General features: G+C 68.1%; 22 protein-coding genes and 1 tRNA gene. 7 read left to right on the forward strand and 16 right to left on the reverse strand.

Translation table 11 applies throughout. The annotated features are described in order from the left end of the window. Positions 1-260: 260 nt before the first annotated feature. The 4 genes from DTS01S_RS15510 to mdlC form a co-directional block, all read right to left on the reverse strand. Entirely contained in the window at positions 261-1259 is a 999-nt protein-coding gene (locus DTS01S_RS15510; protein ID WP_016447958.1) for a Bug family tripartite tricarboxylate transporter substrate binding protein, read from the reverse strand. A gap of 68 nt (positions 1260-1327) precedes the next feature. Continuing rightward, positions 1328-2302, reverse strand: a complete 975-nt coding sequence (locus DTS01S_RS15515; RefSeq protein WP_017404490.1) for a Bug family tripartite tricarboxylate transporter substrate binding protein — start codon at positions 2300-2302, stop codon at positions 1328-1330. Between the two features lie 42 nt (positions 2303-2344). Continuing rightward, entirely contained in the window at positions 2345-3283 is a 939-nt protein-coding gene (locus tag DTS01S_RS15520; protein ID WP_061288053.1) for a ketopantoate reductase family protein, read from the reverse strand. A gap of 28 nt (positions 3284-3311) precedes the next feature. Continuing rightward, a complete protein-coding gene (gene mdlC, locus DTS01S_RS15525; RefSeq protein ID WP_217649275.1) occupies positions 3312-4880 on the reverse strand; it encodes a benzoylformate decarboxylase in 1569 nt (522 codons plus the stop codon). A gap of 208 nt (positions 4881-5088) precedes the next feature. Here mdlC and DTS01S_RS15530 point away from each other — a divergent pair, with 208 nt between their 5' ends. Further along, positions 5089-6018 carry a LysR family transcriptional regulator gene (locus DTS01S_RS15530; RefSeq protein ID WP_016453174.1) on the forward strand — a complete coding sequence of 310 codons (930 nt, stop codon included), beginning with the start codon at positions 5089-5091 and terminating at the stop codon, positions 6016-6018. 157 nt (positions 6019-6175) lie between these two features. After that, positions 6176-6958: a 3-hydroxybutyrate dehydrogenase gene (locus DTS01S_RS15535; RefSeq protein WP_061288057.1), complete on the forward strand. Its 783-nt coding sequence runs from the start codon at positions 6176-6178 to the stop codon at positions 6956-6958. Positions 6959-6985: 27 nt separating this feature from the next. On the opposite strand, the gene DTS01S_RS15540 is transcribed toward DTS01S_RS15535, so the two are convergent. The 7 genes from DTS01S_RS15540 to DTS01S_RS15570 all read right to left on the reverse strand — a co-directional run bounded on the left by DTS01S_RS15540 (position 6986) and on the right by DTS01S_RS15570 (position 13822). Then, positions 6986-7990 carry a tripartite tricarboxylate transporter substrate-binding protein gene (locus DTS01S_RS15540; RefSeq protein ID WP_061288059.1) on the reverse strand — a complete coding sequence of 335 codons (1005 nt, stop codon included), beginning with the start codon at positions 7988-7990 and terminating at the stop codon, positions 6986-6988. Positions 7991-8183: 193 nt separating this feature from the next. Next, complete coding sequence (nadC, locus tag DTS01S_RS15545) at positions 8184-9065, reverse strand: carboxylating nicotinate-nucleotide diphosphorylase (RefSeq protein WP_016447964.1); 882 nt, start codon at positions 9063-9065, stop codon at positions 8184-8186. A 124-nt stretch (positions 9066-9189) separates the two neighbouring features. Continuing rightward, positions 9190-10140, reverse strand: coding sequence for an NUDIX hydrolase (locus DTS01S_RS15550; protein WP_013804059.1), 951 nt, complete (start codon positions 10138-10140; stop codon positions 9190-9192). A 68-nt stretch (positions 10141-10208) separates the two neighbouring features. After that, positions 10209-11093, reverse strand: a complete 885-nt coding sequence (locus DTS01S_RS15555; RefSeq protein WP_139223862.1) for an SMI1/KNR4 family protein — start codon at positions 11091-11093, stop codon at positions 10209-10211. Further along, positions 11090-11632, reverse strand: a complete 543-nt coding sequence (locus DTS01S_RS15560) for a CbrC family protein (protein WP_017404484.1) — start codon at positions 11630-11632, stop codon at positions 11090-11092. The genes DTS01S_RS15555 and DTS01S_RS15560 overlap by 4 nt, the downstream gene beginning before the upstream one ends. 159 nt (positions 11633-11791) lie before the next feature. Continuing rightward, positions 11792-12886, reverse strand: a complete 1095-nt coding sequence (gene ychF / locus DTS01S_RS15565; RefSeq protein ID WP_016447967.1) for a redox-regulated ATPase YchF — start codon at positions 12884-12886, stop codon at positions 11792-11794. 69 nt (positions 12887-12955) lie between these two features. Further along, positions 12956-13822 carry an MOSC domain-containing protein gene (locus DTS01S_RS15570; protein ID WP_034399449.1) on the reverse strand — a complete coding sequence of 289 codons (867 nt, stop codon included), beginning with the start codon at positions 13820-13822 and terminating at the stop codon, positions 12956-12958. Positions 13823-13997: 175 nt separating this feature from the next. Here DTS01S_RS15570 and DTS01S_RS15575 point away from each other — a divergent pair, with 175 nt between their 5' ends. The 5 genes from DTS01S_RS15575 to DTS01S_RS15595 all read left to right on the forward strand — a co-directional run bounded on the left by DTS01S_RS15575 (position 13998) and on the right by DTS01S_RS15595 (position 19123). Continuing rightward, positions 13998-15143: an FAD-dependent monooxygenase gene (locus DTS01S_RS15575; RefSeq protein WP_026062153.1), complete on the forward strand. Its 1146-nt coding sequence runs from the start codon at positions 13998-14000 to the stop codon at positions 15141-15143. A 144-nt stretch (positions 15144-15287) separates the two neighbouring features. Then, a complete protein-coding gene (locus DTS01S_RS15580; RefSeq protein ID WP_034364245.1) occupies positions 15288-15998 on the forward strand; it encodes a DsbC family protein in 711 nt (236 codons plus the stop codon). Positions 15999-16119: 121 nt separating this feature from the next. Beyond that, the gene (locus tag DTS01S_RS15585; protein ID WP_061288061.1) at positions 16120-18042 is read left to right on the forward strand and encodes a M61 family metallopeptidase; all 1923 of its coding nucleotides are present in this window, start codon (positions 16120-16122) and stop codon (positions 18040-18042) included. Positions 18043-18137: 95 nt separating this feature from the next. Next, complete coding sequence (locus tag DTS01S_RS15590; RefSeq protein WP_016447972.1) at positions 18138-18917, forward strand: enoyl-CoA hydratase; 780 nt, start codon at positions 18138-18140, stop codon at positions 18915-18917. Positions 18918-19046: 129 nt separating this feature from the next. After that, a tRNA-Met gene (locus DTS01S_RS15595) sits at positions 19047-19123 on the forward strand. Positions 19124-19229: 106 nt separating this feature from the next. Here the strand turns inward: DTS01S_RS15595 and DTS01S_RS15600 are convergent. The 5 genes from DTS01S_RS15600 to DTS01S_RS15620 form a co-directional block, all read right to left on the reverse strand. Beyond that, positions 19230-20432 carry a DUF1513 domain-containing protein gene (locus tag DTS01S_RS15600; protein ID WP_061288063.1) on the reverse strand — a complete coding sequence of 401 codons (1203 nt, stop codon included), beginning with the start codon at positions 20430-20432 and terminating at the stop codon, positions 19230-19232. Beyond that, entirely contained in the window at positions 20416-21510 is a 1095-nt protein-coding gene (locus tag DTS01S_RS15605; protein WP_061288065.1) for an imelysin family protein, read from the reverse strand. Before DTS01S_RS15605 ends, DTS01S_RS15600 begins: the two co-directional genes overlap by 17 nt. Continuing rightward, positions 21510-23021: a di-heme oxidoreductase family protein gene (locus DTS01S_RS15610; RefSeq protein WP_061288067.1), complete on the reverse strand. Its 1512-nt coding sequence runs from the start codon at positions 23019-23021 to the stop codon at positions 21510-21512. Before DTS01S_RS15610 ends, DTS01S_RS15605 begins: the two co-directional genes overlap by 1 nt. Positions 23022-23126: 105 nt before the next feature. Then, entirely contained in the window at positions 23127-24323 is a 1197-nt protein-coding gene (locus tag DTS01S_RS15615) for an imelysin family protein (protein WP_016447976.1), read from the reverse strand. Between the two features lie 249 nt (positions 24324-24572). Next, positions 24573-26741: a TonB-dependent siderophore receptor gene (locus DTS01S_RS15620; RefSeq protein ID WP_016447977.1), complete on the reverse strand. Its 2169-nt coding sequence runs from the start codon at positions 26739-26741 to the stop codon at positions 24573-24575. Between the last annotated feature and the right edge of the window lie 157 nt (positions 26742-26898).

Raw genomic sequence — 26898 nt, forward strand, 5'->3', positions numbered from 1 at the left:
GTGTGGGTGGCGCAGTCCCCGTGCAGGCCGGGAGCCCTGTTTGCTGCAGTGCAATATGTGCCCGGAATTATCAAAGGCGAAAGTGCCTGCGGCCAGCCTTTGTTGGGAAGGCTGGCCTGTTCATTGGTGGATGCGGGATATACCTTCGTATAGAAGATGGCCGGCACAAGGCCCCCCTCGGCCCGGCCCAGCCCGGCCCGGAAAGCAAAAAGCCGCCAGCGCGGAGCGGGCGGCTTGCGGGCGATGGCCTGCAGGAAAGGTCAGTCCACTTTCAGGCCGATGGCTTTCACCAGTTCGCCGAAGCGCTCGCGCTCGGTGGCGTGGTGGTCGATGAAGGCCTTGCGGCTCAGCGGCGCGGGCGTGGCGCCCAGGGTGAGGATGACGTCATTGACGTTCTTTTGCTCCAGCGCCTTGGCCACGGCAGTGCGAACGGCCTCGATCACAGACTCGGGCGTGCCCGTGGGCGCGTAGAGGCCGAACAGCGTGTCCGCATCAAAGCCCGGCAGGCCGCTTTCGGCCAGCGTGGGCACGTTGGGGTACTGCGGCGAGCGGTGCGGGCTGCCGATGGCCAGCAGGCGCAGCTTGCCGGCCTCGACCTGCTTGAGGCCCGGACCCGGGTCGAACCAGAACTGCAGCTGCCCGCTGAGCACGTCGCTGAGCGCCGGGCCCGCGCCCTTGTAGGGGGCGTGCACGGCATCGACGCCGGCCATGCGCTTGAACATCTCGCCGGCCAGGTGCGGCGAGCTACCCTGGCCCGGCGAGCCGTAGGACAGCTTGCCGGGGTTGGCCTTCAGGTGCTTGATGAACTCGGCCACGTTGGTGGCGGGCACGGCGGGATTGGTCTCCAGGAACACATGCACGCGCGCCACGGCAGCCACGGGCGTCAAATCCTTTTCGGGATTGAAGGCCAGCTTGCTGTAGATCATCGGGTTGATGGTGATGGCCCCGCCCGAGCTGAGCAGCAGCGTGTAGCCATCCTTGGGCGCGCGCACGGTTTCGCTGATGCCGATGTTGCCGCCCGCGCCGGGCTTGTTGTCCACCACCACCGACTGGCCCAGGACCTGGGACATGGTGGGCGTGATGGCGCGCGCCAGCACATCGGCCGCGCCGCCGGGCGCGAAGTTCACCACCAGGCGCACGGGGCGCTCAGGCCATTTGTCGCCGGCCTTCTGCGCCAGCGCAGGGACCGAGGCCGTCGCGCCCAGCAGGGCCAGCAGGCCCAGGCGGCGCCAGCGGCTGAAGGGGGTTGTCTTGTGCATGAACTGTGTCTCCTTGGGTTGTGAATTCTTGAAAGCGTGATGGGAGCCCGGCGGCGGCGGGGCTGCAATCAGTCCAGCCGAATGCCCGCCGACTCGATGACCTGGCCCCAGCGCCGGCTTTCGCTGCGCCAGTAGTCGCGCATCTGCGCAGGCGTGCCGGGCAGCGGCTCCAGCGACAGCGCCTCGAAGCGCGCCAGCACGGCAGGCGAGCGCAGCGCCTGCTGCAGCGCCACGGACCAGGCCTGTACGGTGGCGTCGTCCGTGCCTGCGGGTGCGACCAGGCCCTGCCATGCATGGGCCTCGAAATCCTTCACGCCCTGCTCGGCCAGCGTGGGCACGCCCGGGTGGCTCTTGAGACGCTCGGCGCTGGCCACGCCGATGACGCGCAGCTTGCCGGCCGCAATGTGCTGGGCCGCCGCCGCGCTGTCGGCCAGCATGAACGGGATCTGGCCGCCGATCACATCGATCAGGGCCGGCCCCGCGCCGCGATAGGGCACATGGGACATCTTCACGCCCAGGCGCTGGGCCAGCAGTTCGGTGGCCAGGTGGTGGGGCGTGCCCAGGCCCGGGCTGCCGTAGCTGACGGGGCCTGGCTGGGCCTTCACCCACTGCGTGAACTCCTGCAGGTTGTGCACCGGCAGCTGGTTGCCGACCACAAGGAACAGCGGAAAGCGCGCCAGCAGGCCGATGGGCACGAAGTCCTTCTCGGCGTTGTAGGCCAGCTTGCGAAACAGGTGGGGGTTGGCCGCCAGCGTGGCGAAGTCGGCCGTGAAGACCAGGCTGCCCAGTTCGCGCGTGCGCGCCGCGTATTCGGCGGCGATGTTGGTGCCGGCCCCGGGCTTGTTCATGACGACCACGGTGCGGCCCAGGGCCTTGCCAAAGGACTCGCCCACGGCGCGCGCCACGGCGTCCGAGCCGCCGCCTGCGGCAAAGCCCACCACCCATTCGACGGGCTTGCCGGTCTGGGCGTGTGCCGTGCCCATGCCCAGCAGGGGCGGGGCGCCTATGGCCAGTGCGGCCTTGAGTGCTTGTCTGCGCAGCATCTTGTCTCCTTCTTGTAGTGGCTCGTTTTGCCTTGAGCGCGTTCAGCGCGGTGCGACGGCGCCCGCGTTCTCCGACAGGCTGACCAGTGCATGCAGCGTGCGCGTCACGGGCACGGCAATGCCCAGGCGGTCGGCCACCTGCAGCACGGCGCCGTGGATGGCGCCCGTCTCGGTGGCACGGCCGGCCAGCAGGTCCTGCAGCATCGAGGGCTGGTGGCCCCGGTGGTGGTCCAGCGCATCGCGCACGGCCGCGCCCACGCGCTCGGCACTGGCAGCGACGCCATGGGCATGGGCGACGGACAGCACCTCGTCCAGCACGCGCTGCAGCAGGGCCTCGCCCTGCGGATTGGCCAGTCCGTCCACGGTCTGGCGCGTCACGGCGCACACGCCGTTGAAGGCGGCATTGAAGGCCAGCTTTTCCCAGATGGCTTCCTGCACCTGCGGGTCGATGCGGCAATGCATGCCTGCGCGGTTGAGGTCGTCCGCCAGCAGGTCGAAGACCGCGCTGCGCTGGCCGTCGCAAGGCATGAAGCGGATACCGCCCTGCCCCATGGAGCTGACCTCGCCCGGCGACACCACGCGCGCAGGCCAGGTGGTCACGCCCACGGCGATGCGTTCGAGCGGCACCATTTCACGCAACACATCGGCATGGCCTATGCCGTTTTGCAGGCTCAGGAAATGCGTGTCCGGCCCGATGAGATGGGCAATGCCCTGCAGCGCGTCCCGCGTATGGGCCGACTTGGTGAAGACCAGCCACAGCGCGGGCCCGGCCGTGAGCTGCTCGGCCCGCGCGGCCTGCACGCGGGCCTGCAGCAGCCCCTCATCGGCGTGGCAGCGCGCGCCATCGCGGTTCAGGGCCTGCAGCAGCTCGTCGTTCACGTCGACCAGGGTCACGTCCAGGCCGATGCGGGCCAGCCGCGCCCCGAACAGGGTGCCCATGGCGCCTGCGCCGAGGATGCCTATGCTTCTTGTGTTTTCCATGGCTTTGTCTCCTGCAGGGGGCTTCGCCTCAGGCGACTTCGACCTCGACCACGATGGGCTTGGGATGGGCCAGCGCGCGGGCCAGCACATCGGACAGCTCGGCGGCGTTCTCCACATGCACGCCGTCGCAGCCCTGGCCACGCGCCAGCGCCACGAAGTCGATGTCGGGCAGTTCCGTGCCCTCGACCTTCTCGCCCTCGCGGTAGCCGAAGACATGGGCGAAATCCTGCAGCGCCGCGTAGCGGCGGTTCTTGAGGATCACGAAGCTGATGGGCAGGCGCAGCTGGGCTGCACTCCAGAGGGCCTGGATGGCATACATGGCCGAGCCGTCGCCGATGACGGCGACCACCTTGGCCTCGGGCTTTGCCAGCGCCACGCCCACGGCGGCCGGCATGCTGTGGCCCAGGCCGCCGCTGCACATGGTGTAGAAGGTGCCCGAATGGAAGATAGGCAGGTAGGTCTGGATGGTGGAGCGCGAGCTGGGCGCCTCTTCCACCACGATGCTGTGGCGGTCTCGCACCTGGGCCAGCGTGTGCATGGCAAAGGCCACCGACATGCGCTCGCCTGCGGCGGGCGCGGCCGGCACGGGCGCTGCGGGCCGGGGTGCGGGCGCCTGGCGCGGTGCGGGTGCGGGGCGCTGCAGCAGCTCCTCCACGCCCATGCGCACATTGCCCACGGCAGCCGTGCCCACGGGGGCCCAGGCGGCAATGGCCGGGTCTTCGATCAGCTGGTAGAGCGCCGTGCCTTCGGGGATGTGCGGGCCCTCGCCTTCCACGTGGTAGGTGAAGGCGGCCGCGCCCACGGCGAAGACCACGTCATGGCCGGACAGCAGCTGCACGATGCGTTCGCGCATGGCGGGCAGGAAGCCGGCGAACAGGGGATGGTCCTCGGGGAAGCTGCAGCGCCCGCTCATGGGGGCCACGAAGACGCGGGCCTGGTGGCGCTCGGCCAGCGCGACCACGGCATCCCAGCCCTGGGCCCGGTCCACGGCCGCGCCCACGACCAGGGCCGGGGCACGCGCCGCATCCAGCGCATCGCCGATAAGGTCCAGCGTGCGCGGATCGGGCCGCGTCTCGAAGCCCACATGGCGCAGCGTGACGGGCTCGGCCGGCTTGTCCCAGTCATCGGCGGGAATGGAGACCAGCACGGGGCCGCGCGGCTCCTGCATGGCGATGTAGTAGGCGCGCGCCAGCGCCTGGGCCACGTCTTCGGCGCGCGCGGGCTCGCAGCTCCACTTCACATAGGGCTTGGGCAGCTCGGCGGCCTGGCTGGAGTGCAGGAAGGGGTCGAACTGCAGCAGCGAGCGCGCCTGCTGGCCCGCCGTGATCACCAGGGGCGTGCGGTTCTTGAAGGCCGTGAAGATGTTGGCCATGGCGTGGCCCACGCCCGCGGCCGAGTGCAGGTTCACGAAGCTGGCATTGCGCGTGGCCTGGGCATGGCCGTCGGCCATGCCCACGACCACGGTTTCCTGCAGGCCCAGCACATAGGAGAAGTCTTCGGGGTAGTCGCGGAACAGCGGCAGCTCGGTCGAGCCCGGGTTGCCGAAGATGCGCGTCATGCCCAGCTCGCGCAGCATGGCGATCACGGCATGGCGCACGGTGTAGGTCGCGGTGGAGGTCGCGGTGGAGGGGGACGCCTCGGCGGGCTGGCTGCGCGGTGTGGTGGGTGCTTGCAAGATGGGGTCTCCTGGGAAATGGGCCGGCCGCCCGGTGCGTGCCGCGCGGTGGCCATGGAAGTCGGTGCCCATGGTGCAGGCGCTTATGATTTCCAGCAATTGAATAAACTATCTAAGAGATATTCACCAAATGGATATCAAGAACCTGGACCTCAACCTGCTGCGCGTCTTCGACGCCGTGTACCGCCACTGCAGCGTCAGCCGCGCGGCCGAGGAGCTGGGCATGTCCCAGCCCGCCGCCAGCCAGGCCGTGACGCGGCTGCGCCTGCTGCTGGGCAATCCGCTGTTCGAGCGCGCGCACGCAGGCGTGCGCCCCACGCCGCGTGCCGAGCGCCTGGCGCTGGCCGTGCGCCAGGCGCTGGAGGTGCTCGAAGTCGCCATGTCCGAGGCCCAGAGCTTCGAGCCGCTGCAGGCGCGCCAGCGCTTTCGCATCCACCTGAGCGACATCGGCGAGGCGCGCTTTCTGCCGCCCCTGATGCAGGCGCTGCACCAGCGCGCCCCGCATGTGCAGCTGGAGACCCTGCCCATGCCGCTGGACGGCATCGCCGATGCGCTGGACCGGGGCACGCTGGACATCGCCATCGGCTTTCTGCCGGGTGGCACGCGGACCCGGCAGACCGTGCTGCTGTCCGACCACTACGGCGTGCTGCTGCGCAGCGGCCACCCCGCGCTGGCGCACCTGCCCGAAGACGCGCCACTGGCGCTGGCCACGCTGCGCCAGCTGGATTTCGCGGCGGTGCGCTCGCATTCGGAGACGCTGCGCATCCTGCAGGCGCTGCGGCTCGATGAGCGCATCCGCCTGTCGGCCGCGCATTTCATGGCCGTGCCCTCCATCGTGGGCAAGACCGACCTGGCGGTGATCATGCCGGCCGAGATCGCGGCCGGCTTTGTCGAGCGCGGCGGCTATGCGGTGCGCGATGCCGACCTGCCCGATCACCGCTTCGACGTGTCGCTGCACTGGAGCTGGCGCTTCGAGCAGGAACCGGCCAAGCGCTGGCTGCGCGAGCTGGTCTGCGAGCTGTTCCAGCAGCCCCGGCACCGCGAGGCCGCCGCGCCCTGAAGGGCCGGCCGTCACGGCCATGACTTGCGGGCCTGCCGACTCAGTTTCGTCTAAGAAACCGGCGCCAGACTGGTCCCTGCGCCGACAAGGGCACGCGGCCGGCCCCGCCGAAGATGGGCACCGGCCTGTTTCATCCACTCTCCAGGAAAGACTCACCATGCAACTCAAGGACAAGGTCGCCTTCATCACCGGCTCGGCCAGCGGCATCGGCAAGGAGATCGCCACGCTGTTCGCCAGCGAGGGCGCGCGCATCGTCATTGCCGACCTCAACATGGAGGCAGCCGACGCCACGGCGGCCGAGCTGCGCGCCACGGGAGCGCAGGCCATGGGCGTGGCCGTGGACGTGACCGACGAGGCCCAGGTCAACGCCTCGGTCGAGGAGGCCGCCCGGGCCTTCGGCGGCATCGACATCCTGGTCAGCAATGCCGGGATACAGATCGTGCATCCGGTGGAGGAATTCAGCTTTGCCGACTGGAAGAAGATGCTGGCCATCCACCTGGACGGCGCCTTCCTCACCACGCGCGCCTGCCTCAAGCACATGTATGCGCAGGGCCGCGGCGGCAGCGTGATCTACATGGGATCGGTGCACTCCAAGGAGGCCTCGCTGCTCAAGGCGCCCTATGTCACGGCCAAGCACGGCCTGATCGGGCTGGCCAAGACCGTGGCCAAGGAAGGCGCCAAGCACGGCGTGCGCGCCAATGTGATCTGCCCGGGCTTCGTGCGCACGCCGCTGGTGGACAAGCAGATTCCCGAGCAGGCCCGCACGCTGGGCATCAGCGAGGACGAGGTCATCAAGAACGTGATGCTCAAGGAAACCGTGGACGGCGAGTTCACCACCACCGAGGACGTGGCCCGCGTGGCCCTGCTGTTCGCGGGCTTCCCCAGCAATGCGCTGACCGGCCAGTCGCTGGTGGTCAGCCACGGCTGGTTCATGCAGTAAGTCGCCAGTCGGCCACTCAATCGGCCTTCAATCGGCCTTCAGGCCCAGCGCCCGGGTCACGGCCGCATAGCGGTCGATGTCGGCCGCGATCAGCGCCTGGAATTGGCCCGGTGTCTGCCGCGCCAGGGTGTAGCCCTGGTCGCGCAAGCCAGCGCTGACGGCGGGATCGGCCAGCGCCTGCCCCAGCGTGTCATGCAATGCCTGCACCGTGGCCCGGGGCGTGGCGGCAGGTGCCAGCAGGCCATGCCACTGCTCCACCGCAAAGCCCGGCAGGCCGCGCTCGGCCACCGTGGGAACGCCGGCCAGCTGCGGCAGTCGCTGCGGCGCCGTGACGGCCAGGGCGCGCACGCGGCCTGCAGCGATCATGGCCGCAGCACTGCTGGCCGTGACCATGCCCGCCGCCACCTGGCCTGCCGCCACGGCCGTGATGGCCGGGCCGCAGCCCTTGTAGGGCACATGCTGCACAAAGCGCTTCGCCTCCCGGGCCAGCATCTCGCCGGCCAGGTGCTGGGGCGTGCCGTTGCCGCAGGAGGCGAACAGCAGCGGCCGTTCCTGGCGCGCCTGGGCCAGCGCATCCTCCAGCGTCTGCAGCGCGCTGTCCGCAGGCACGACCAGCACCGAGGCGATGGAGCCTGCGTTGAACACCGCCGTGAAGTCCTTGCGCGGGTCGAAATCCAGGCGTTCGTAGACACCGGGATTGATGGCGAACGAGCTGTTGGCCATCAGCAAGGTGCTGCCGTCCGCTGCGGCCTGGGCCACGGCATGGGCGCCGATGTTGCCGCTGGCGCCGGGCCGGTTCTCCACCACCACGGGCTGGCCCAGGCGCTGCTGCAGCTGCTCGCCCAGCCGCCGCGCCAGCAGGTCCGTGCCGCCACCCGGCGGAAAGGTCACGACGATGGTGATGGGCCGCTCCAGGCGCGTGCCGGCCTTGCCCGGCGCCGCCAGCCACAGCCCCGATGCGCCCGCCAGCAGCGCGCAGGCCGCCAGCGTCCAGAGTCTCCGTCGCTTCAAGGTACACCCTTCAAAAAACATGGCAACTGCTCCACTGGGCTAGGTGCAAAAAACCGGCGCAGCCCAACTCAGGGACACCGAGCAAGGGCCTGAGCCGGCCGCGCCGCCCGCAGCCAGGGTGTCGCCGGTTGCCCGGACGCCCCCCTCCCGCGCAGCGAGAGAGGGCGCCGTGCACACGGGGGAAGCCGCGCAGCGGCTCAGGGGGTGCCTCATTTCAGGTGTCGAGGCCGATGTCGAGAACCCGGGCGCTGTGCGTGATCCAGCCCACGGCGATCTGGTCCACGCCGGTCTCGGCCACGGCGCGCGCCGTCTCGGGCGTGATGCGGCCCGAGGCTTCGGTCACCGCGCGCCCGCGCGCCATGGAGACGGCCGTGCGCAGCGTGTCCAGGTCCATGTTGTCCAGCAGCACCACTTCCACGCCCAGGGACAGCGCCACCTCCAGCTGCTCCAGCGTGTCCACCTCCAGCTGGATCTGCACCATGTGGCCCACGCCCGCGCGCGCCCGGGCCAGGGCTTCGGCCACGCCGCCGGCCAGCGCGATGTGGTTGTCCTTGATCAGCACGGCATCGTCCAGGCCGAAGCGGTGATTGCTGCCGCCGCCCACGCGCACCGCGTACTTCTGCAGCGCACGCAGGCCCGGCATGGTCTTGCGCGTGCAGGTCACGCGTGCGCCCGTGTCGGCGATGGCCCGCGCGATCGATGCCGTGGCCGTGGCCACGCCGCTCAGGTGGCACAGGTAGTTGAGCGCCACGCGCTCGGCGGTGAGGATGGCGCGCGCGCTGCCGTGGATGCGCGCGATCTCCTGGCCGGGCGCCAGTTCGCTGCCATCGCGCAGCACCGGCTCGAAACGCGACTGCGCATCCAGCGCACGGAACGCCAGCCGCGCCATGTCCAGCCCGGCCAGCACGCCCTCCTGGCGCGCCACCAGGCGCAGTTCGGCCTGCGCGTCGGCAGGGACGATGGCATCCGTGGTCAGGTCGCCCGCGCGGCCCAGGTCTTCCAGCAGGGCCGAGCGCACCAGCGGCTCCAGCATCAGGTCGGGCAGCGGCGGCACAGGCAGGCGGGCACTGAGGGCATTGGCAATATTAATGCTCATTTTGAGTATATGTAGGTCAAAAAAATGTGGCGCGCGGCCTTGCGGGCTTGAGCGAGGAACTTATGCTAGATACGAGCATAAGTGCTGTCAAGCCATTGTCACAATCGGGCAAGTGCCGTGCAGCTCAGGGGGAACCGTCGATGCCCTTGGCCAGCGGCAGCTTGCTGCCGGAGATGGCCCGCTCCAGCAGCACATCGCTGCGAAAGCGGAACAGCTTGGCCGGCCGGCCCGCCGAGCCCACCGTGAGCTGGCCGGTCTCCTCGACCAGATCCTGCTGCTCGATCAGGCGGCGAAAGTTCTGCTTGTGCAGCCCGCGCCCGGCCAGCGCCTCCACCGTCTGCTGCAGCTGCAGCAGCGTGAACTCGGGCGGCATCAGCTCGAACACCACGGGCCGGTACTTGATCTTGGCGCGCAGCCGCGCCATGCCCGTGGCCAGGATGCGGCGGTGGTCGTGGTGCATGGCCTCGCCGGGCAGCATGGCGGCCGCGCCATGGACGCGGTGGGCCGCCTCCTGCACCAGTCCGGCCTCGTACAGCAGCTCGTAGCGCTGCAGCACCATGTCCTCGTTCCAGGGCCCGCCGTCCAGGCCGAAGGCGATGTCCGCGCGCTGGCGCCGCAGCGCACGCTGGGCGCCGCGCGCCTCGGCCATCCAGGCATGCAGGCGCGGAGCGATGTGGGAGCGCAGCAGGGCCGGCTCGCCGCCGCGCCAGTCTTCCCAGGGAAAGTAGCGGTACCAGTCCTGCCAGACGGCCTGCCCCGCGCTGCGGTCGGCAGACTCGCGCGTCAGCCCCAGGTAGCTGACCGAGATCACGCGCGCCCCGCTGGCATCGGTGCGATCGCCATCGGCGAAGGTGTAGAGCTGCTCCATGTAGCCCAGCGGGTGATGGGTCTGCTCCTCCACCCAGGCGCGCAGGCCGGCCTGCAGCGAACGGTGCCCCACCTCGAACGGCCCCGCCGGCAGCAACTGCCCGTCCGCCGTGGTCAGCACGCGCGGCGTGCCCTGGGTCACCGCCGCCAGCACGGCAACGAGTTCGGCATGGATGGGAGAGGCTGCGGGACTGGTGGGGTGGGGCACGAAGGTGAGGGAGGTCGGTTGGCGGGATGGGTGATTATGGTGGGTTGAAGGGGCGGGGTTGCCCGCGTTCAGGCATGGCGGTCCAAGCTTCCGATGTACTGGTCCACCATGGCCTTGGCCTGTCCCAGGCTGCAGCCATGCTCACTCTGGCAGGCCCTGATGGCCGCCATCTTCTGCAGGGGATCGGCGGCAAGGGTGCGCCAGTCGATCTTTGCGGGCTCTGGCACCAGGCCGGGCTGCGTGCTGCCCTCGTCCGATGAACACACTTCCCAGCGCGCCACGACGGGAAAGGAAAGGTCCACGGCGGGCAGCCGGTCCAGTTCGGCCGCCAGTTCATCTTGTGAAATCAATGAAGCCACCTGGCGAACACGCGCCCGGGGCCCGTCGCGCCAAGGCCTGATCTCCAAGGGACGCCGGCAGAAATCCTGCAGATAGTCGCCCAGCGCCCCCTTCATGCAGCGCGTGGCCCGGGTCACATCGGCCTGCAACAGTTGCAGAGCCTCCTGCTGCGTGAAGTCATCGAGGTGATGGCTCAGGTCCGCAAAGGCCTGCAGAAATCCCGCGCAGACAAAGTCATCGAAGCAGGCGTGCGAAAGGCTGCTGGCCTCGTCATCGTGCAACACCAGCGCCACGCCCACGCCATGCGTGTCCAGCGGCGTCAGGCACCAGGCATCGCCGGCGCCCGACTGGGCGAATGGCAGAAAGCTCCGGCCGTTCTGTGCGCCAGGATGAAGCCAGCCCTCGATGACTTCCCGGCTGGCTTCGGCGTCTATCCATTCGAAGTCCTGCCAACTCATGAACAAGGGCGGGTCCTGCAGGCAGCGCTGGCGCCAGGTATCAGCCCAATCCGGGCCATAGTGGGTCTTTCCCGATGCCAGAAATTCCTTCAACAGTGGCGGCAAGGCAATGCCGGTCTGGGTGGAGAGCGTTTCGTAGTCGATCATCGGGTTCATCCCACATCCATATGCAGCCTATGCTCGCCGCAACGCACGCACCGGAAAAGGCAGCCTGAAATCATGCCGTCCTTGGACATCCGCTCCAGCATCCACTGGGCATCCTTTTTGTAGATGCCTTCCATGTCGGGCAGGACTTCAGCAAGGAAAGGCTCTACGGCCTGCCTGTCGGCGTGACCCAGGAAGACACAGGGCTCGTTGCAGTGCGTGAGCCACACGGGCTGCTGCCAGGCCCTGTAGCCGGGCGTGCGCAGCGCGATCTCCAGTAGCAGTTCCCTGGCGATGGCGGGCTCCGGGTCTGCCGGATCAGGCGACACGCCTTCGATATCGGTGTATCCCACAAGTTCGCCGTCGTATGTCTCGCAAGCCTGCCCGCTGGCAATGCACCAGGGACACAGGTAATCGGGGCTTTGCTGGCTGTAGAACGGGCCTTCGTACTTGAGGCTGCGGTTTTGTCCGCAGCAGGAACACACACCCTCTTCCTGCTCGAAGACGGTTTCATAGGCACCGGGATGGAATCTGAAATGCGGGCGGTCCATTTCAAGGTCTCTCTTTCCCCAATGGAAAGGCGCCATTGTCCATGGACGTTCGGTGCGTGGGACCGAATCGATCCAGACATGAAAAAACCGCGCACAAGCGCGGTTTCCTGAGGTGGGCGAGAACTGCTTTTCAGCAGTTCTGCCGCGGCATCCGTTGCCTCAGACGTTGAACAGGAAGTTCATTACGTCGCCATCCTTGACGACATATTCCTTGCCTTCGGCGCGCATCTTGCCCGCGTCCTTGGCGCCTTGCTCGCCCTTGAAGGCGATGAAGTCGTCGAAGGCGATGGTCTGGGCGCGGATGAAGCCGCGCTCGAAGTCGCCGTGGATGACGCCTGCGGCCTGGGGGGCGGTGTCGCCGACCTTGATGGTCCAGGCGCGCACTTCCTTGACGCCGGCCGTGAAGTAGGTCTGCAGGCCCAGCAGGCCGAAGCCGGCGCGGATCAGGCGGTTCAGGCCCGGTTCTTCCAGGCCCAGTTCCTGCAGGAACATGTCGCGGTCCTCGTCGCTCATCTCGGCCATTTCAGCCTCGATCTTGGCGCAGATGGCCACGACGGGAGCGCCCTGCGCCTCGGCATAGGCCTTGAGGCTGTCGAGCAGCGGGTTGTTCTCGAAGCCGTCTTCGCTGACGTTGCCCACAAACATGGCGGGCTTGGCGGTGATCAGGCAGAACTGCTTGAGCAGGGGCGCGTCTTCCTTGGAGACGGGAACCGTGCGTGCGGGCTTGCCCTGGTCCAGGGCAGCCTGGATGGGGGTCAGCAGCGCCACCAGCTTGGCCGCTTCCTTGTCGTTGCCCGACTTGGCGGCCTTGCTGTAGCGGTTCAGCGCCTTCTCGACGGTGGCCAGGTCGGCCAGGCACAGCTCGGTCTGGATGACCTCGATGTCGGCGATGGGGTCCACCTTGTTGGCCACGTGGATGACGTTCGGGTCTTCGAAGCAGCGCACCACGTTGACGATGGCGTCGGTCTCGCGGATGTGGGCCAGGAACTGGTTGCCCAGGCCTTCACCCTTGGAGGCGCCGGCCACCAGGCCGGCGATGTCCACGAATTCGACGATGGCCGGGACGATGCGCTCGGGCGTGATGATGTCGGCCAGCTTCTGCAGGCGCGGATCGGGCACTTCCACCACGCCGGTGTTCGGCTCGATGGTGCAGAAGGGATAGTTCTCGGCGGCGATGCCGGCCTTCGTCAGCGCGTTGAAGAGAGTGGACTTGCCCACATTGGGCAGGCCCACGATGCCGCATTTGAGGCTCATGGCAGGGCTTTCTACAGGGATTCTGGGGACAAACCCCGTATTTTAGTCAACCGGGCATTTCCTGTCGTTTCAGGCGAACTGCCAGTCGCCGGCCACGGACTGGCCAACAGCCAGTTCAGCCCCGTCGTGCAGGCCTTCCAGCACGGCATTCATGCCGAAGGTGATGGCACCATCGACACGGTCGTCCTGGCGGTAGGTACGGATGGCATCACCCACGGCGGTGCCCTGCACGGCCGTGACGGGGTCGATGTCGGGAATGGGGCAGCGTGTGCAGGGCTTGGCCATGCGCAGCCGCAGGCCCCGGGCATCGAGCACGTCGAACCCGTCGACCCGGTCCTCGTCGTGGGCCTCGAGTCCCTCGATCACGATGTTCGGTCGGAAGCGGCGGGCATCGACGGCGGGCTGGCCGGCGGCCTGCAGGCGCTGGTTGAGCTCATCCACGGCCGCCTGGCTCAGCACCAGCAGCGGGTAGCCGTCCGCAAAGTGCACGGGCGCGGCCTCGCCGCCTGTCCAGCGCTCGCTGGTGCGGCGCGGCGCGGCCGGGTCGAAACGCACCAGGGCGCAATCCGCGCCCAGGGCCTGGGTCAGCCAGCGCGCTGCCTCCGGCCCCATGTCCCAGGCCTGGACCCCATCCGACCAGACGCGCGCCTGGCGCACCGGGCCCGTGGCCTGCAGCGGGATGCGCAGGGGCGGGAGCTGGGGGAAATGCAGGACCAGGTGGCCGGCCTCCAGCTCGGGGCGTATCCAGGCCATGCGCGGATGGTCGCGCTGGGTCAGGAATTCGCCGTTGGCATCGACCACCATCCAATGGCGGTCCCAGGCCAGGCCCGTGGCGCCGACGCCGCTGCTTTGCAGCGCGATGCCCGCGCAGGATTTGACGGGATATACCCACAACTGGGCAATGCGGCCCTGCACGTCTCTTTCTTGGTCAAACATCGGATAGCTCTTTTTGGGGAAATCTGGAGTGTGTATGCCATCCATGGCGCGAATGGCGCCATGCGATGGGCGGCAATATGCCAGATGGCGACGCAGGCTGCGGCACATCACGCCAAAGCCGGAGTTTGCGCCAGTTGGAATCCCCGGCATGGCCCGGACTCCTACAATGCCGGCCATGGCGCAAACCTTTGATGTATGTATACGCGGGGCCGGCATCGCAGGCCGGACCCTGGCTCTCCTGCTGGCCCGGGAACGGCTGCGCGTGGCCCTGGTGGTGGCCGCTCCCACCGGCAACGCGCCCGATGTGCGCGCCTACGCGCTCAATGCCAGCGCACGCGGCCTGCTGGACAGCCTGCGCTGCTGGCCGGACGACGAGCACGCCACGCCCGTGACGCAGATGGAAGTCTTTGGCGACCTGGACGGCCACGTGCTGTTCGACGCTGCCCGCCAGGACGTCGACGCCCTGACCTGGATCGTCGATGTGCCCGCGCTGGAGCAGCGCCTGGCCGAGGCCGTGCGCTACCAGCCCATGGTCGAGGTGGTGCACCAGCCCGTGGCCGCGCCGCTGACGGCCATCTGCGAAGGCCGTGCCAGCCGCACGCGCAGCGAGTTCGGCGTGGACTTCGCCGTCACGCCCTATGCACAGCACGCCATCGCCACCCGGCTGCACTGCGAGCTGCCGCACGGCCAGGTGGCGCGCCAGTGGTTCACGCCCGAAGGCATCCTGGCCCTGCTTCCGCTGGAAGGCCCCCAAGGCCACAGCGTGGCCGTGGTCTGGTCCATTGCGCGCGAGCTGGCCGATGGCTGGCTGGCCGCCGACACGCAGGATTTCACGGCGCGGCTGGAAGCCATCAGCCAGGGCGCACTGGGCCGGCTGGAGCTGAGCGCACCGCGCATGGCCTGGCCGCTGCAGCAGGCTGTGGCCGACCACTGGTGCGGCTCCATGCCTGACGGCGATGCACGTTCGGCCCGCAGCTGGGTGCTGGTGGGCGACGCGGCCCACAACGTGCACCCGCTGGCAGGCCAGGGCCTGAACCTGGGCCTGGGCGATGTGCAGGCGCTGGCCCGCGTGCTGCAGGAGCGCGGCTACTGGCGCAGCACGGGCGATCTGCGCCTGTTGCGCCGCTACGAACGCGAGCGCAAGGCCGCGCTGGCGCCCATGGGCCTGGCCATGGACGGGCTGCAGCAGCTGTTCAGCCGACCGGAGGTGCCGGTGCAGATGCTGCGCAACTGGGGCATGAAGGGCTTCGAGCGCTTCGGCCCGCTCAAGGACTGGATGGCGCGCCAGGCCATGGGCCTGGACCCGCGCAGCGGCGCCTGAGCCCGGCATGCAGGAATGCTTGCCGTTGAACCCTTTGCCGATTTGCGACTCGTACCCGTGCTCCGTGGCGCCCTGCGCTGCGCACTCCCCCCTCAACCACGGCGCGGCCGGCCTGAACGCGGCCCCGCCCACCTCCGCATTGCCATGAAACTCTTCGCCTGCCTGCTGACGGCTGCCAGCCTGACCTGGAGCCTCGGTGTTCACGCCCAGGACGCCAACCTGCGCAAGACGCTGACCGAGCGCATTCCCCAGCTGGAAAAGATCGACGAAATCCGCCCCACGCCCATGTCCGGCCTGTTCGAGGTGCGCATCGGCACGGATCTGTTCTACACGGACGCCAAGGGCAACTACCTGATCCAGGGCGAGCTGATCGACACCAAGGCACGCCGCAACCTCACCGAAGACCGCATGAACCAGCTGACGGCGGTGGACTTCAAGCAGTTGCCGCTCAAGGACGCCGTGACCATCGTCCACGGCAAGGGCGAACGCAAGATGGCCGTGTTCGAGGACCCCAACTGCGGCTACTGCAAGCGCTTCGAACGCGACCTGCAGAACGTGGACAACGTCACCATCTACCTGTTCCTGTACCCCATCCTGAGCCCCGATTCGGCCGAGAAATCGCGCAACATCTGGTGCGCCAAGGACCAGGCCGGTGCATGGGCCGACCACATGCTGCGCGACAAGGTACCGGCCGCTGCCCAATGCGACACCTCGGCCGTGCAGCGCAACCTGGCCTTCGGCCGCAAGTACAAGATCACGGGAACGCCCACCGTCATCTTCACCAACAACACCCGAGTGCCTGGCGCCATCAGCGCCCAGGAAGTCGAGAAGAACCTGGCCGCAGCCGCACGCTGATCGCCGCCTCGCGGGCCTGATGCCGGGCCCGCCCCTCTGATTCCCCTTGGCCGGAGCTTCCCGGCTCCAGCCCGCCGCAGCGGGCCCGGGCAGCCTCCAGGCCACACCTGCAGGAGCCCGAATGACCTCTCCCCTCGCCGCCACCGCCGCTGCCACTGCCGCAGCGGACATCCACTACCGCGTGCAGGCCCTTGATGTGGATGCGCACCTGTTCAGCGTGCAGCTGCACATCGCCCGCCCGGCCGCCGGCCAGACCCTGTCGCTGCCGGTCTGGATTCCCGGCAGCTATCTGGTGCGGGAGTTCTCCAAGAACCTCCAGGACCTGTCTGCCGAGCAGGACGGCCGTCCCGTCGCGCTGGCCCAGCAGGGCAAGAACCTCTGGCAGGTCGACTGCGCAGCCGGCGTGCCGCTGGTGCTCAGCTACCAGTTCTGCGCCTACGACAGCTCGGTGCGCACGGCCTGGCTGGACCGCCGCCGCGGCTTCTTCAACGGCACCAGCCTGTGCCTGCGCGTGCACGGCCAGGAAGACACGCCGCATACGCTGCAGCTGCTTGCATCGGACGCCACGGCATCGTGGCAGGTGGCCACCGGCCTGGACGCCGTGGACGCCGATGCGCGCGGCTGGGGCCTGTACCGCGCTGCCCACTACGACGAACTGGTGGACTGCCCCGTGGAGATGGGCAGCTTCTGGCGTGGCGACTTCGTGGCCGCGGGCGTGCCCCACAGCTTCGTCGTTGCGGGCGCCGCGCCCAGCTTCGACGGCGCGCGCCTGGTTGCCGATGCACGCAGGATCTGCGAGACCGTGCTGGCCTTCTGGCACGGTACGGGCGAGCAGGCCACGCCCGCGCCCATGCAGCGCTATGTGTTCATGCTCAACGTGGTCGATGACGGCTATGGGGGCCTGGAGCACCGCAACTCCACGGCCCTGATCTGCGGCCGGCGCGACCTGCCGCGCGTGGGCGAGCGCAAGGCCGCCGAGGGCTACACCACCTTGCTGGGCCTGATCAGCCACGAGTACTTCCACACCTGGAACGTCAAGCGCCTGCGCCCCGCAGAATTCGCACGCTACGACTACGGGCAGGAGAACTACACCGAGCTGCTGTGGTTCTTCGAAGGCTTCACCAGCTACTACGACGACCTGCTGCTGCGCCGCGCCGGCCTGATCGACAACGCCCAGTACCTCAAGCTGGTCACGCGCACCATCAACCAGGTGCTGCAGACACCGGGCCGCCGCCTGCAGTCCGTGGCCCAGGCCAGCTATGACGCCTGGGTCAAGTACTACCGCCAGGACGAGAACACGCCCAACCAGACCGTCAGCTACTACACCAAGGGCTGCCTGGTCGCGCTGGCCCTGGACCTGCAACTGCGCCGCGAAGGCCGCAGCACGCTGGACGACGTGATGCGCGCGCTGTGGCAGCGCTGCCAGGGCGGCCCCATGCGCGAGGCCGATGTGCTGGCCGTGCTGCAGGAGCTGGGCGGGCGCAGCTTCGCCCCCGAGATCACGCAATGGGTGCACGGCACCGACGACCTGCCGCTGGCCGAGCTGCTGGCCGCCCAGGGCGTGCAGGCCAAGGCCGAACCGGCGCAGACTGCCCAGCGGCTGGGCCTGCGCGTACAGGAAAGCCAGGGCATCACCGTCAAGACCGTGCTGCGCGGCAGCCTGGCCGAGCGCGCAGGCTTCATGGCCGGCGACGAATGGCTGGCCATCGAGCTGCCCACCGGGGCCGAGGATGCACAGCCCGCACGCTGGCGCATCACCCGCCTGGACGATGTGGCGCTGTACGCAGGCACGGCGCTGGAGGTCGTGGCCTGGGTGGCCCGCGACCGCCAGATCCTGGCCTTCACCCTGCCCTGGGGCTCGGCCCTGCTGAGCGAGGCCGCCATGGTCGAGAAAACGGACAACGGCGATGCAAAAGCTGCCATCTCCAGCGCTACACAGCCCCCGTCTCCCAGCAACCTCGCCCTGGAAATCACCGACGAAGAGGCCGTGGGACGCTGGCTGGGCGGCCGCGCCGACAGCCCGCAGGCTCCCGGCACGCCGTGAAACGCGGTGCACGCGCGCACATGCACACATGCGCACCCGCGCCCCTGGCCGGTTATTCTTGAGCATCACGACGACAACCCCAGCAGGAGACTCCCTTGGCCTACGAAATGATTGAAGTTCGCGTCGAAGCCGACAAGGTCGGCATCATCACGCTCAACCGCCCCAAGCAGCTCAACGCGCTCAACGACCAGCTCATGAACGAGCTGGGCCAGGCCCTGCAGGCCTTTGATGCCGACGAGGCCATCGGCTGCATGATCATCACCGGCAGCGAGAAAGCCTTTGCAGCCGGCGCCGACATCGGCGCCATGGCCAAGTACAGCTTTGCCGACGCCTACAAGGGCGACTACATCACGCGCAACTGGGAGACCATCCGCAGCATCCGCAAGCCCGTGATCGCCGCCGTCAGCGGCTTTGCCCTGGGCGGCGGCTGCGAGCTGGCGATGATGTGCGACTTCATCATCGCCGCCGACAACGCGAAGTTCGGCCAGCCGGAAATCAAGCTGGGCGTCATCCCCGGCGCCGGCGGCACGCAGCGCCTGCCACGTGCCGTGGGCAAGTCCAAGGCCATGGACATGGCCCTCACGGCCCGCATGATGGACGCCACCGAGGCCGAGCGCGCCGGTCTGGTCAGCCGCGTAGTGCCCTTCGACAAGCTCATGGACGAAGCCCTGGGCGCCGCCATCATCATCAGCGGCTTCTCGCAGATCGCCGTCATGGCGGCCAAGGAATCGGTGAACCGCGCCTTCGAGGGCTCGCTGGCTGACGGCGTCATGTTCGAGCGCCGCCTGTTCCACGCGCTGTTCGCCACGCAGGACCAGAAGGAAGGCATGGACGCCTTTGTCAACAAGCGCCCCGCAAACTTCAAACATCTCTGAACCTGCTGAAAGACACGCTACAATGCGCGTCTTCCGGCAAGGCACTGCAGGCCTCTCGCAAAGAAATTTCGAGAAATTTGCACAACTTCCCGGATCGACCAAAAATTCTGCATATAATTTAGGTCTTACGGCGCTTTAGCTCAGTCGGTTAGAGCGATGGAATCATAATCCACAGGTCCGCGGTTCGAGTCCGTGAAGCGCCACCAAACAAAGAAAAGGGTCTACGTGCAAGCGTAGACCCTTTTTTCTTGCCCGACGAACAGAGCGCGGGCACGCCGGGAGCGCACCCTGCTCGGCGCCCTCCCCCGGCTGCTAGCGGCGGCTCTTCAGCTCAATCCAGTGGTTGTCCAGCGCCATTCCAGGCACCGCCACCGTGCGCAACACCTGGCCGCGTTGTCGCAGCTGGGCCTGGCGCGCACCGCCCATCCACAGCGCGGGCTCGGCAGGCAGGGGCCGGCCGTTGGCATCGAGCGAGACGCTTGCGTTGGCCACGCAGTACACGCCTGGCATGGCATCGCCCCGCAGCCAGCGTCCGCTGGCCTGGCCGTTGCCGGGCACCTGCCACCAGGTGACGGTGTTCACGCGCGGGCAACTGACGGCGAAGAGCTGGCCGTCGCAACCGATGTCGCCGCCATAGCCGGCCAGGGGCTCGCGCCCTTCGGGCAGGGGCACGGCATGCAAACGGTGGCCATCGAACAGGGCCAGCACGGGCGCGGCGGCGCGCGCTTCGGTGTCGCGGTGCTCGGCCTGCAGCGCAATGCCCAGCCAGCGGCGCGCGGGCGCGTGGGCGACCTGCGGGCCCCAGGCCAGGTGGCGCAGGCTCAGGCGGCTGTCGTCCAGCTTCCACAGGCCGGCACGGGCGCCGCCTTCTGCCGGCAACAGCCGCGCGATGGACGAGTCCATGTGGTCCAGCTGCAGCTTGCGCCGGCCGGTCTCGGACTGCGTGGGAATGCCGCCGTTGGCGACCATGAGCGTGCCGTCGGCGTCCAGCAGCAGCTGGTGCGGGTCCATGCCGCCCGTGCGCCATTCGGCGATCTTCTCCAAGGTGATGGCATCGCGCACGCCGATCAGGCCCTGGGCATCTTCCAGGTCGGTCTCGGTGGTGTAGAGATGGCGGCCATCGGCACTTTCGATGACATGGCCGTTGAAGAAGCGGTCGGGCTCTATCCACTGCCATTGCGCATCCTCGGCGGCCTGTCCGGGCTTCAGGCGCACCAGCCAGTCGCCGGGGCGGCGGCTGGCGAAGACCACGGAGCCGTCGCGCAGCGCGGCCATGCCATGGGCGCGCGTGGGCACATCCAGGGCCTGCAGCACCTGCAGCGGCCTGTCCACCTGCGCACGGGCCTGCACGATGCCGACACGCATCTGCTCGCCCTGCATCCAGGCCGCAGCCAGCGACCGTGCCGGTCCAGACGGCCTGGCCGCATGGGAGGTTGCCAGCGGCATGGCAGCCAGCAGACCCAGGCCCTGCAGCCAGCGGCGGCGATTCAGCGCCTGCTCAATCCCCGTCGGCATCCGAGAACCCGATGTTGACTTCCAGCGCAGGCGCCACCTCGCCTTCCATGAGGCGCTTGAGGCGCGACAGCGGCTTGGTCGCGGCATCGACGGCCTTGGCACTCGGCTCGGTCAGGGCGCGCATGCCGGCATCGGCCTCGTTGACGGCCTTGAGCCAGCGGTCGGCCAGCGGGTTGAGGCCACGGCCGCGCAGGTAGGACTCGATGGGCACGATGTCCACGCCGGGCCGGGGCACCTTGCGGTCCACGCTCACGGCCAGCGTGCGCAGGCCCTGCCAGTGCGCGCGCCAGACCTCGACGGTGCTGCCGCTGGCCAGGTGCTCCCAAGCGGGGGGCTTGCTGCCTGCACTGCCCGCACTGCGCAAGGGCTTTTCCATGTCCGCCCAGCGCAGGCGCTCCAGGCCGCCGACCCACTGGTTGATGAACTCGGCCATGGCTTCGGTGGTGGCATCGCCGTCCTCGGACCAGTCCTGGGCGGCAAGCTTGGCAAAGCCATTGCGGAGGATGCCCATCTCGGCGCCGATTTCCTCGGCCACCAGGGTGGCATAGGCGCAGGCCGGCGTCTGCGGCTCCACGGGCTGGGTCCACAGCAGGTTCTCGAGCGCCGGGTATCCCTTGGCGGGTGCGCCGATGCGCTCCATGGCGGCCAGATCGGCGGGGGCCGACTGTATGGCCTTCTTGAGCAGGGCCGGGCGCATGGGGCGGAAGTCCACCAGGCGTGCCGAGCGGCGCTCCACCAGCGGCCCCAGGGCCACGGCCGAGAGGCTGCTCCACTGCCGCGACGATTGCACATAGGCCTGGCGCGCCGTCTGCAGCGTGGCGGCAGCCGATCCCGCAGGTGCCGCAGGTGCTGCGCAGTGCGCGCGCAGCGCCTGGCTCAGCGCCTGGGCGGATGCCTGCGCGGCCTTGGCCTGGGGCGAGAACCATTGGCCATACAGCCCCTGCACGGCATGGGCCGTGTTGTAGAAGGGGATGGCCATGTTGGCCTCCACTTCCTGGGCCTGGGCTGGGGTGGTGGCCAGCAGCGCCAGCGCGGCGGCACAAAGGGTTTGGCGAGGGGTCATGCACATGCCTTGCATCAGAGGGACTCCACAAATTTGACCAGGGCTTCACGGTCTTCGGCGCTGAACTGGCGCACCTGTTCGCGCGCGGCTTCGGCCTCGCCGCCGTGCCAGAGGATGGCTTCCAGCACGCCGCGCGCACGGCCGTCGTGCAGCAGACGCTGGTGGTTGTTGACATCGGGCAGCAGGCCTATGCCCCACAGCGGCGGCGTGCGCCACTGGCGGCCTGAGGCCTTGAAGTCGGGCCGGCCATCGGCCAGGGCCTCGCCCATGTCGTGCAGCAGCAGGTCGGTGTAGGGCGCAATGGTCTGGCCGGACAGCGCCTGGCTGCTGAGCGCCGGAGACAGCGCGGGGAACAGCGCCCCGCCCGTCTTGTACGAGGGCCGGTGGCACTGCGCACACTGGGCCTGGTGGAACAGTGCCTCGCCACGGCGCACGGCAGGGTCGCTGGCGTTGCGCCGTGCAGGCGGCGCCAGCGTGGCCTGGTAGAAGATCACGTCGTCCAGCACGCGGTCCTCGATCTCCACGCCCTCGGCGCCGTTGCCGTTGGGCGCGGCCAGGCAGTCCTTTTGCGCGGGCGTGCAGGTCTGGTGCGGGAAACGCTTCGATGTGATGCCGATATCGCCCAGGAAGGCCGAAGCCGTCTGGTGGGCAATGGAGGCCACGTTGGCCTTCCAGCCGAAGCGGCCCAGCATCATGCGTTCGCCGTAGGCATCCCAGACATAGTTGGGCTGGCCCTTGATGGGGCCGCCCAGGGCCGCCTGGGCGGCAGCGTTGGCCAGGATCTCGGACTCCGGGATGTGCTCCAGCAGGCCCAGGCCGATGACCTGGGGCGCAATGCGCGGGCTGGTCATCAGGTTGGCAGCCAGGGGGCCGTAGTTGAGCGCAGCCAGCTCGTAGACCGGCTTTTCCAGCGTGTAGGCCGTGCCGTCGGCAAAGCGGCCATGCACCTGTTCATAGCGGATGCGCAGCTGACCCTCGCCCCTGACGCCCAGCACGCCCTCGGTGTTGAACTGGTCGCCATAGACCGGGTCCGGCACCGGGCTGCCGTGCGGGCCTTCACCTGGAATGGACAGCCGCATGAGCAGGCCCGCGAAAGGCTGGGGCTTGAGCGGGTTGTGGAAGTCGGGCGGCTGGGCACGGCCGTCCTGCACATGGCAGCCGCCGCAGGAGCGCGCCAGGAAGTGCGGGCCCAGGCCATCGCGCGCCGTGGTGGAGGCCGGCGCCTGCACCCAGTTGCGCTTGAAGAAGGAGTTGCCGATGACGAAGCGCGTGCGCTCGGCATCGTCCAGGTTGGCGGCAGGCAGCGAGAAGGCGTTGCGGCCCGTGGCGTGGACCGTGGTCTGGCCGCCCGGGGGCAGGGGCTCGCCGGGTGCCGCGAACAAAAGAACTGGATCGGGAGCTGGATCGGGAGCAGGCTGCGGTGCTGGCGCGCGCGCTGGAGCGGCAGCCACCGTGTCCTGCTGTTGGGCCGAGCAGCCCATCAGGACCAGGGAGGCAGCGACCAGCAGCGAGGGGGAGAGATTCATGGGTGGGGACGTCCCTGGAAAAGCCAGGGCCGCCGAACCCTTTCGGGGGCGGCGGCCTTGGCGCATGGGCGTGAGAGGGGTTGGACGCTTGGGGTGAATGTTCTTTTAGTTGGCCTTGGGGTCCACCAGGTTGAGCTGGGTGATGCCGACGGCATTGGCCGCCTCCACCAGGTCCTTGCTCTGCTGGACCAGGCTGTCGATGGTGGCCTGGATCTTGGCGCGCGAGGCCGAGTCGCGCGCGCCCTGGATGGCCTGGTCGAACGGCGCGGGAATGGCCTGGGCCGCCTGCACCGACTGCGTGATCTGGCGCGTGGTCCTGTCGGCCAGCGCGCTGTCCTTGGAAGCCACCCAGTCCCTGATGCCCGGGCCTTGCAGCTCGCTGCCGTCCAGGCGCTTGTAGCTGCCCTGCCAGACGTTGAGGATGCCCTGGGCATTGGTCACGGCATCGCGATGCGTGTTGTCCGAGAAGCAGGAGTGCTCGTCTTCCTGGTCGCGGCTGGCCAGGGCCACTTCCAGGCGCTCGCCGGCCAGCTCGCCGCGCGACAGCGAACCCAGGCCCACGAAGATGCGGCGCAGCGCGTCGTCGGGCTTTTTCTCGAACTGGGCGCGGAAATTCTTGGCCGAGCCGGGCTTCCACTGGTCGGCCACCGACTGCAGATCCTCGATCAGCAACTCGGTCACCACCTTCAGGTACTCACGGCGGCGGTCGGCGTTGGACTTCTTGCCATCGACGAAGTCAGTGTAGGGACGCGCGCCCGGTCCCTTGTCATTCAGGTCCTGGCCCCAGAGCATGAACTCGATGGCGTGCCAGCCGGTGGAAACGTTCTCCTCGCCGTCATGCTCGTTGAGTTCGGCCAGGCGCTTCTTGGTGATGGCTTCCTTGCGGTTGTTGATGATGCCGGCATTGGGGTTGCCTTCCACATAGTCCACATAGGACTCGTCCATGGGCCAGGCGTTGATCTGGCCTTCGGGTCCTTCATCGTTGTCGATGGGACCGGCGTAGAAGCGGAAGGCCTCGGTCTGGCCGTAGTACTCGCGTGCATCCAGCCAGGCCTTGCGCGCATTGTTCAGGCCCTGTTCGCTGGGTGATGCGAGAAAGGCCCCGATGGCTTTCTGCATGGTCTTGGCGGAGCTGATGGAATCCGAGTAATTGGCGTGCACCAGGGTGCCGTAATGCTTGACCACCTCTGCAACGGAGAGGTTCTTCTTCACGGGCTGTTGAACGGTGCCGGCGGCTGCGGCCTGGCTCATCGGGGCGGCCGCGCCCAAAGCGAGGGCGGCTGCAATCAGGATGGGATGCATGGCAGAAAGGATCGGAGGTTGGAGAACTCGGAATGCCAAACTGTAATGAGAATTGTTTTTATTGGCAAAACCTGCGAGATATCGCCGCACTGCACCGCAAGGTCATAGACGGACCCGGGCGGCCAACGGGCAGTGAACGGACGGCAATGGGAGCGCTTGCGGCGCACGGGCCGCAGCGGGCGCCAGCCTAGCACGGCGCCCTTGGCGCCAGGGCCAAAGACCCCGCGCTGGCGCAGCGCGGGCCCGGCCTCAGAACTTGTAGTTCAGGCTGACATTCACCGAGCGCGGCTCGCCCCAGGTGTAGGTACTGTAGTAGCTGAAGATGGTGTAGTACTTCTTGTCCAGCAGGTTGCGCACGTTGACGGTGGCCGACAGCTGTTTGCTGAACTCGTAGCGCGCCATCATGTCCAGCAGCCAGTAGCCCTTGACGGTGTGAACGGCCGTGCCGCCCGATGGCGTGGAGATGTCGCCCCAGGTCTTGTCCTGCCAGCGCGCGCCGCCGCCCACCGTCAGGCCGGAAAGCGGGCCGTCCAGCCTGTAGCTGGTGTGCAGGCTGAACTGGTTGGAGGGCGTGAGCGTGGCCACGCGCTTGCCTTGGTCGCGCGAAATGGCATGCGAGAAACCGGCCTGCAGTTGCCAGGCGGGCGTGATCTGGCCGGATATCTCCGCCTCGAAGCCGCGCGTCCTGACGCCATCGACGGCCCGGTAGGCCGTGGCGCCGCCGGGCGTCAGGCCGCCGGTCTCGATACCGAAGTTGTCTTGCTGAAGCTGGAACAGCGCCGCCGATGCATTGAGGCGGCCGTCCATGAAGGCCGCCTTGACGCCGACCTCGGCGTTGTTGCCGCGCAGCGGGTCCAGCGCCTTGCCGCTCTCGTTTTGCTTGGACTGCGGGCTGAAGATGCTGGTGTAGCTGGCGTAGACCGAATAGTTGCCATTGAGGTCGTAGATCGCGCCCACATAGGGCACGAAAACGCCGGTCTCGCGCTGACCCTGCACCTGGTTGCGATAGTTGGACCAGCGCCCGCCCGTGATCAGCTTGAGGTCGGCCGCCAGGTTCCAGCGCGCCGCCGTGTACAAGCCCTGCTCCTTGGTCACTTCGCTGTTCACGTAGTCGGGTGAGGCGCCCCACACCGGCAGGCGCGAATCGCCATTCCAGTGGTAGTAGTCATTGACCGTGGACACATAGTCGGCGGGCAGCTGCCAGTAGCCATCGTTCTTCCAGTGGCGCCTCGCTACGCTGGCGCCCAGCACCAGTTCGTGCTCGCGCCCGCCCAGCGAGAAGGGCCCGCTGGCGTAGGCATCGAGCGCATTGCTGGTGGTGCGGCCTATGTACTGGCCGCGCCACAGCGACACGCCGGAGCCGTCGGCCGGGTTGGGGAAGCCCGCAGCCGCCGCGCCCAGGTTGGCGTTGTAGCCGTTGATCTGGTGGTTGAACTGCGCCTTGGCCACCCAGCCGTTGCCGAAGCTGTGCTCCAGCGTGGCAAAGGCCGTGCGCGTGTACTGGTCCCAGCGGCTCCAGCGCGTGCCGTTGTTGTGCGAGCGCGGCATGTCATTGAATTGGCCATCGGCATTGAGCAGGGGAATGCCGCCCCAGGTGGAGTTGACCGGACGGTTGTTCTGCGCATCGCCGCCCAGCGTCAGCAAAGTGCGTGGCGTCAGGTCCATTTCCACAATGCCGTAGAGCGTCGCGGTCTTGCGCGAATAGCGGTCCATGAACGAGTCCTTGTCCTGGTAGGCGGCCACGCCACGCGCGCGCACGCTGCCGCTTGCATTGAGTGCGCCGCCCACATCCACCTCGGTGCGGTAGTTGCTCCAGCTGCCCGCAGAGATGGACGCATGCCCGCGGAAATCGCGCGTGGGCTTCTTGCGGATCAGGTTGATGGTCGCGCCCGGAGTGCCGCTGCCCGTGAGCAGGCCGGTTGCGCCCTTGAGCACCTCGACGCGGTCATAGATCGCCATGTCGCTGAGGGTGTTGCCGGCCGAGTACGCGGAGTCGCGCATCATCGGAATGCCGTCGTACTGGAAGTTCTGGATGGCGAAGCCGCGGGCGTAGTACTCGGTGCGCTCGCTGTCATAGGTGACGATGCTGATGCCGGGCGTGTGCTCCATCACCTGGTCGATGGAGGTGAGGTTGAAGTCATCCATCTTCTGGCGTGTGACCACGCTGATGGACTGCGGCGTCTCGCGCGGCGTCAGCACCATGCGCGTGGCTGTGGCAATGGTGCCCGGCGTATAGGAGCCCGAGCCTTCGGTCACCTCGCCCAACTGGTTGGAGATCACGTTGACCGTGGGCAGCGTGGCCGGGTTCTGCGTGTCCGGCAATGCCTGAGCCTGGGCGGACAGGGCGCCGATGGCAAGGGAGATGGCCAGCGCAAGAGGCGCAGGGCGATGGCCGGGTTGAAGGCGATGCAGTGGCATGAAAAGCTCCGGGAGAACAGCAATACGGCAATAAAAAAACTTCCTCGCCATGCCCTCCGATGGGTCGAAGGGCACGAAGAGAAAGCGAATGCGATTTGTTCTCATTATCGTTTCTTCAATTGTCTGGGCCATCGGCAGCACAGGGGCTGCTGCATCC

Source organism: Delftia tsuruhatensis NBRC 16741, from assembly GCF_001571325.1.
Lineage (GTDB): Bacteria > Pseudomonadota > Gammaproteobacteria > Burkholderiales > Burkholderiaceae_C > Comamonas > Comamonas tsuruhatensis.

Bases quoted from the DNA above. Each gene is read 5' to 3' on its own strand.
- DTS01S_RS15510 (WP_016447958.1), bottom strand. From the start codon at position 1,259: ATGCACAAGACAACCCCCTTCAGCCGCTGGCGCCGCCTGGGCCTGCTG.
- DTS01S_RS15515 (WP_017404490.1), bottom strand. From the start codon at position 2,302: ATGCTGCGCAGACAAGCACTCAAGGCCGCACTGGCCATAGGCGCCCCG.
- DTS01S_RS15520 (WP_061288053.1), bottom strand. From the start codon at position 3,283: ATGGAAAACACAAGAAGCATAGGCATCCTCGGCGCAGGCGCCATGGGC.
- DTS01S_RS15530 (WP_016453174.1), top strand. From the start codon at position 5,089: ATGGATATCAAGAACCTGGACCTCAACCTGCTGCGCGTCTTCGACGCC.
- DTS01S_RS15535 (WP_061288057.1), top strand. From the start codon at position 6,176: ATGCAACTCAAGGACAAGGTCGCCTTCATCACCGGCTCGGCCAGCGGC.
- DTS01S_RS15540 (WP_061288059.1), bottom strand. From the start codon at position 7,990: ATGTTTTTTGAAGGGTGTACCTTGAAGCGACGGAGACTCTGGACGCTG.
- nadC (WP_016447964.1), bottom strand. From the start codon at position 9,065: ATGAGCATTAATATTGCCAATGCCCTCAGTGCCCGCCTGCCTGTGCCG.
- DTS01S_RS15555 (WP_139223862.1), bottom strand. From the start codon at position 11,093: ATGAACCCGATGATCGACTACGAAACGCTCTCCACCCAGACCGGCATT.
- DTS01S_RS15560 (WP_017404484.1), bottom strand. From the start codon at position 11,632: ATGGACCGCCCGCATTTCAGATTCCATCCCGGTGCCTATGAAACCGTC.
- ychF (WP_016447967.1), bottom strand. From the start codon at position 12,886: ATGAGCCTCAAATGCGGCATCGTGGGCCTGCCCAATGTGGGCAAGTCC.
- DTS01S_RS15570 (WP_034399449.1), bottom strand. From the start codon at position 13,822: ATGTTTGACCAAGAAAGAGACGTGCAGGGCCGCATTGCCCAGTTGTGG.
- DTS01S_RS15575 (WP_026062153.1), top strand. From the start codon at position 13,998: ATGGCGCAAACCTTTGATGTATGTATACGCGGGGCCGGCATCGCAGGC.
- DTS01S_RS15580 (WP_034364245.1), top strand. From the start codon at position 15,288: ATGAAACTCTTCGCCTGCCTGCTGACGGCTGCCAGCCTGACCTGGAGC.
- DTS01S_RS15585 (WP_061288061.1), top strand. From the start codon at position 16,120: ATGACCTCTCCCCTCGCCGCCACCGCCGCTGCCACTGCCGCAGCGGAC.
- DTS01S_RS15600 (WP_061288063.1), bottom strand. From the start codon at position 20,432: ATGCCGACGGGGATTGAGCAGGCGCTGAATCGCCGCCGCTGGCTGCAG.
- DTS01S_RS15605 (WP_061288065.1), bottom strand. From the start codon at position 21,510: ATGCAAGGCATGTGCATGACCCCTCGCCAAACCCTTTGTGCCGCCGCG.
- DTS01S_RS15610 (WP_061288067.1), bottom strand. From the start codon at position 23,021: ATGAATCTCTCCCCCTCGCTGCTGGTCGCTGCCTCCCTGGTCCTGATG.
- DTS01S_RS15615 (WP_016447976.1), bottom strand. From the start codon at position 24,323: ATGCATCCCATCCTGATTGCAGCCGCCCTCGCTTTGGGCGCGGCCGCC.
- DTS01S_RS15620 (WP_016447977.1), bottom strand. From the start codon at position 26,741: ATGCCACTGCATCGCCTTCAACCCGGCCATCGCCCTGCGCCTCTTGCG.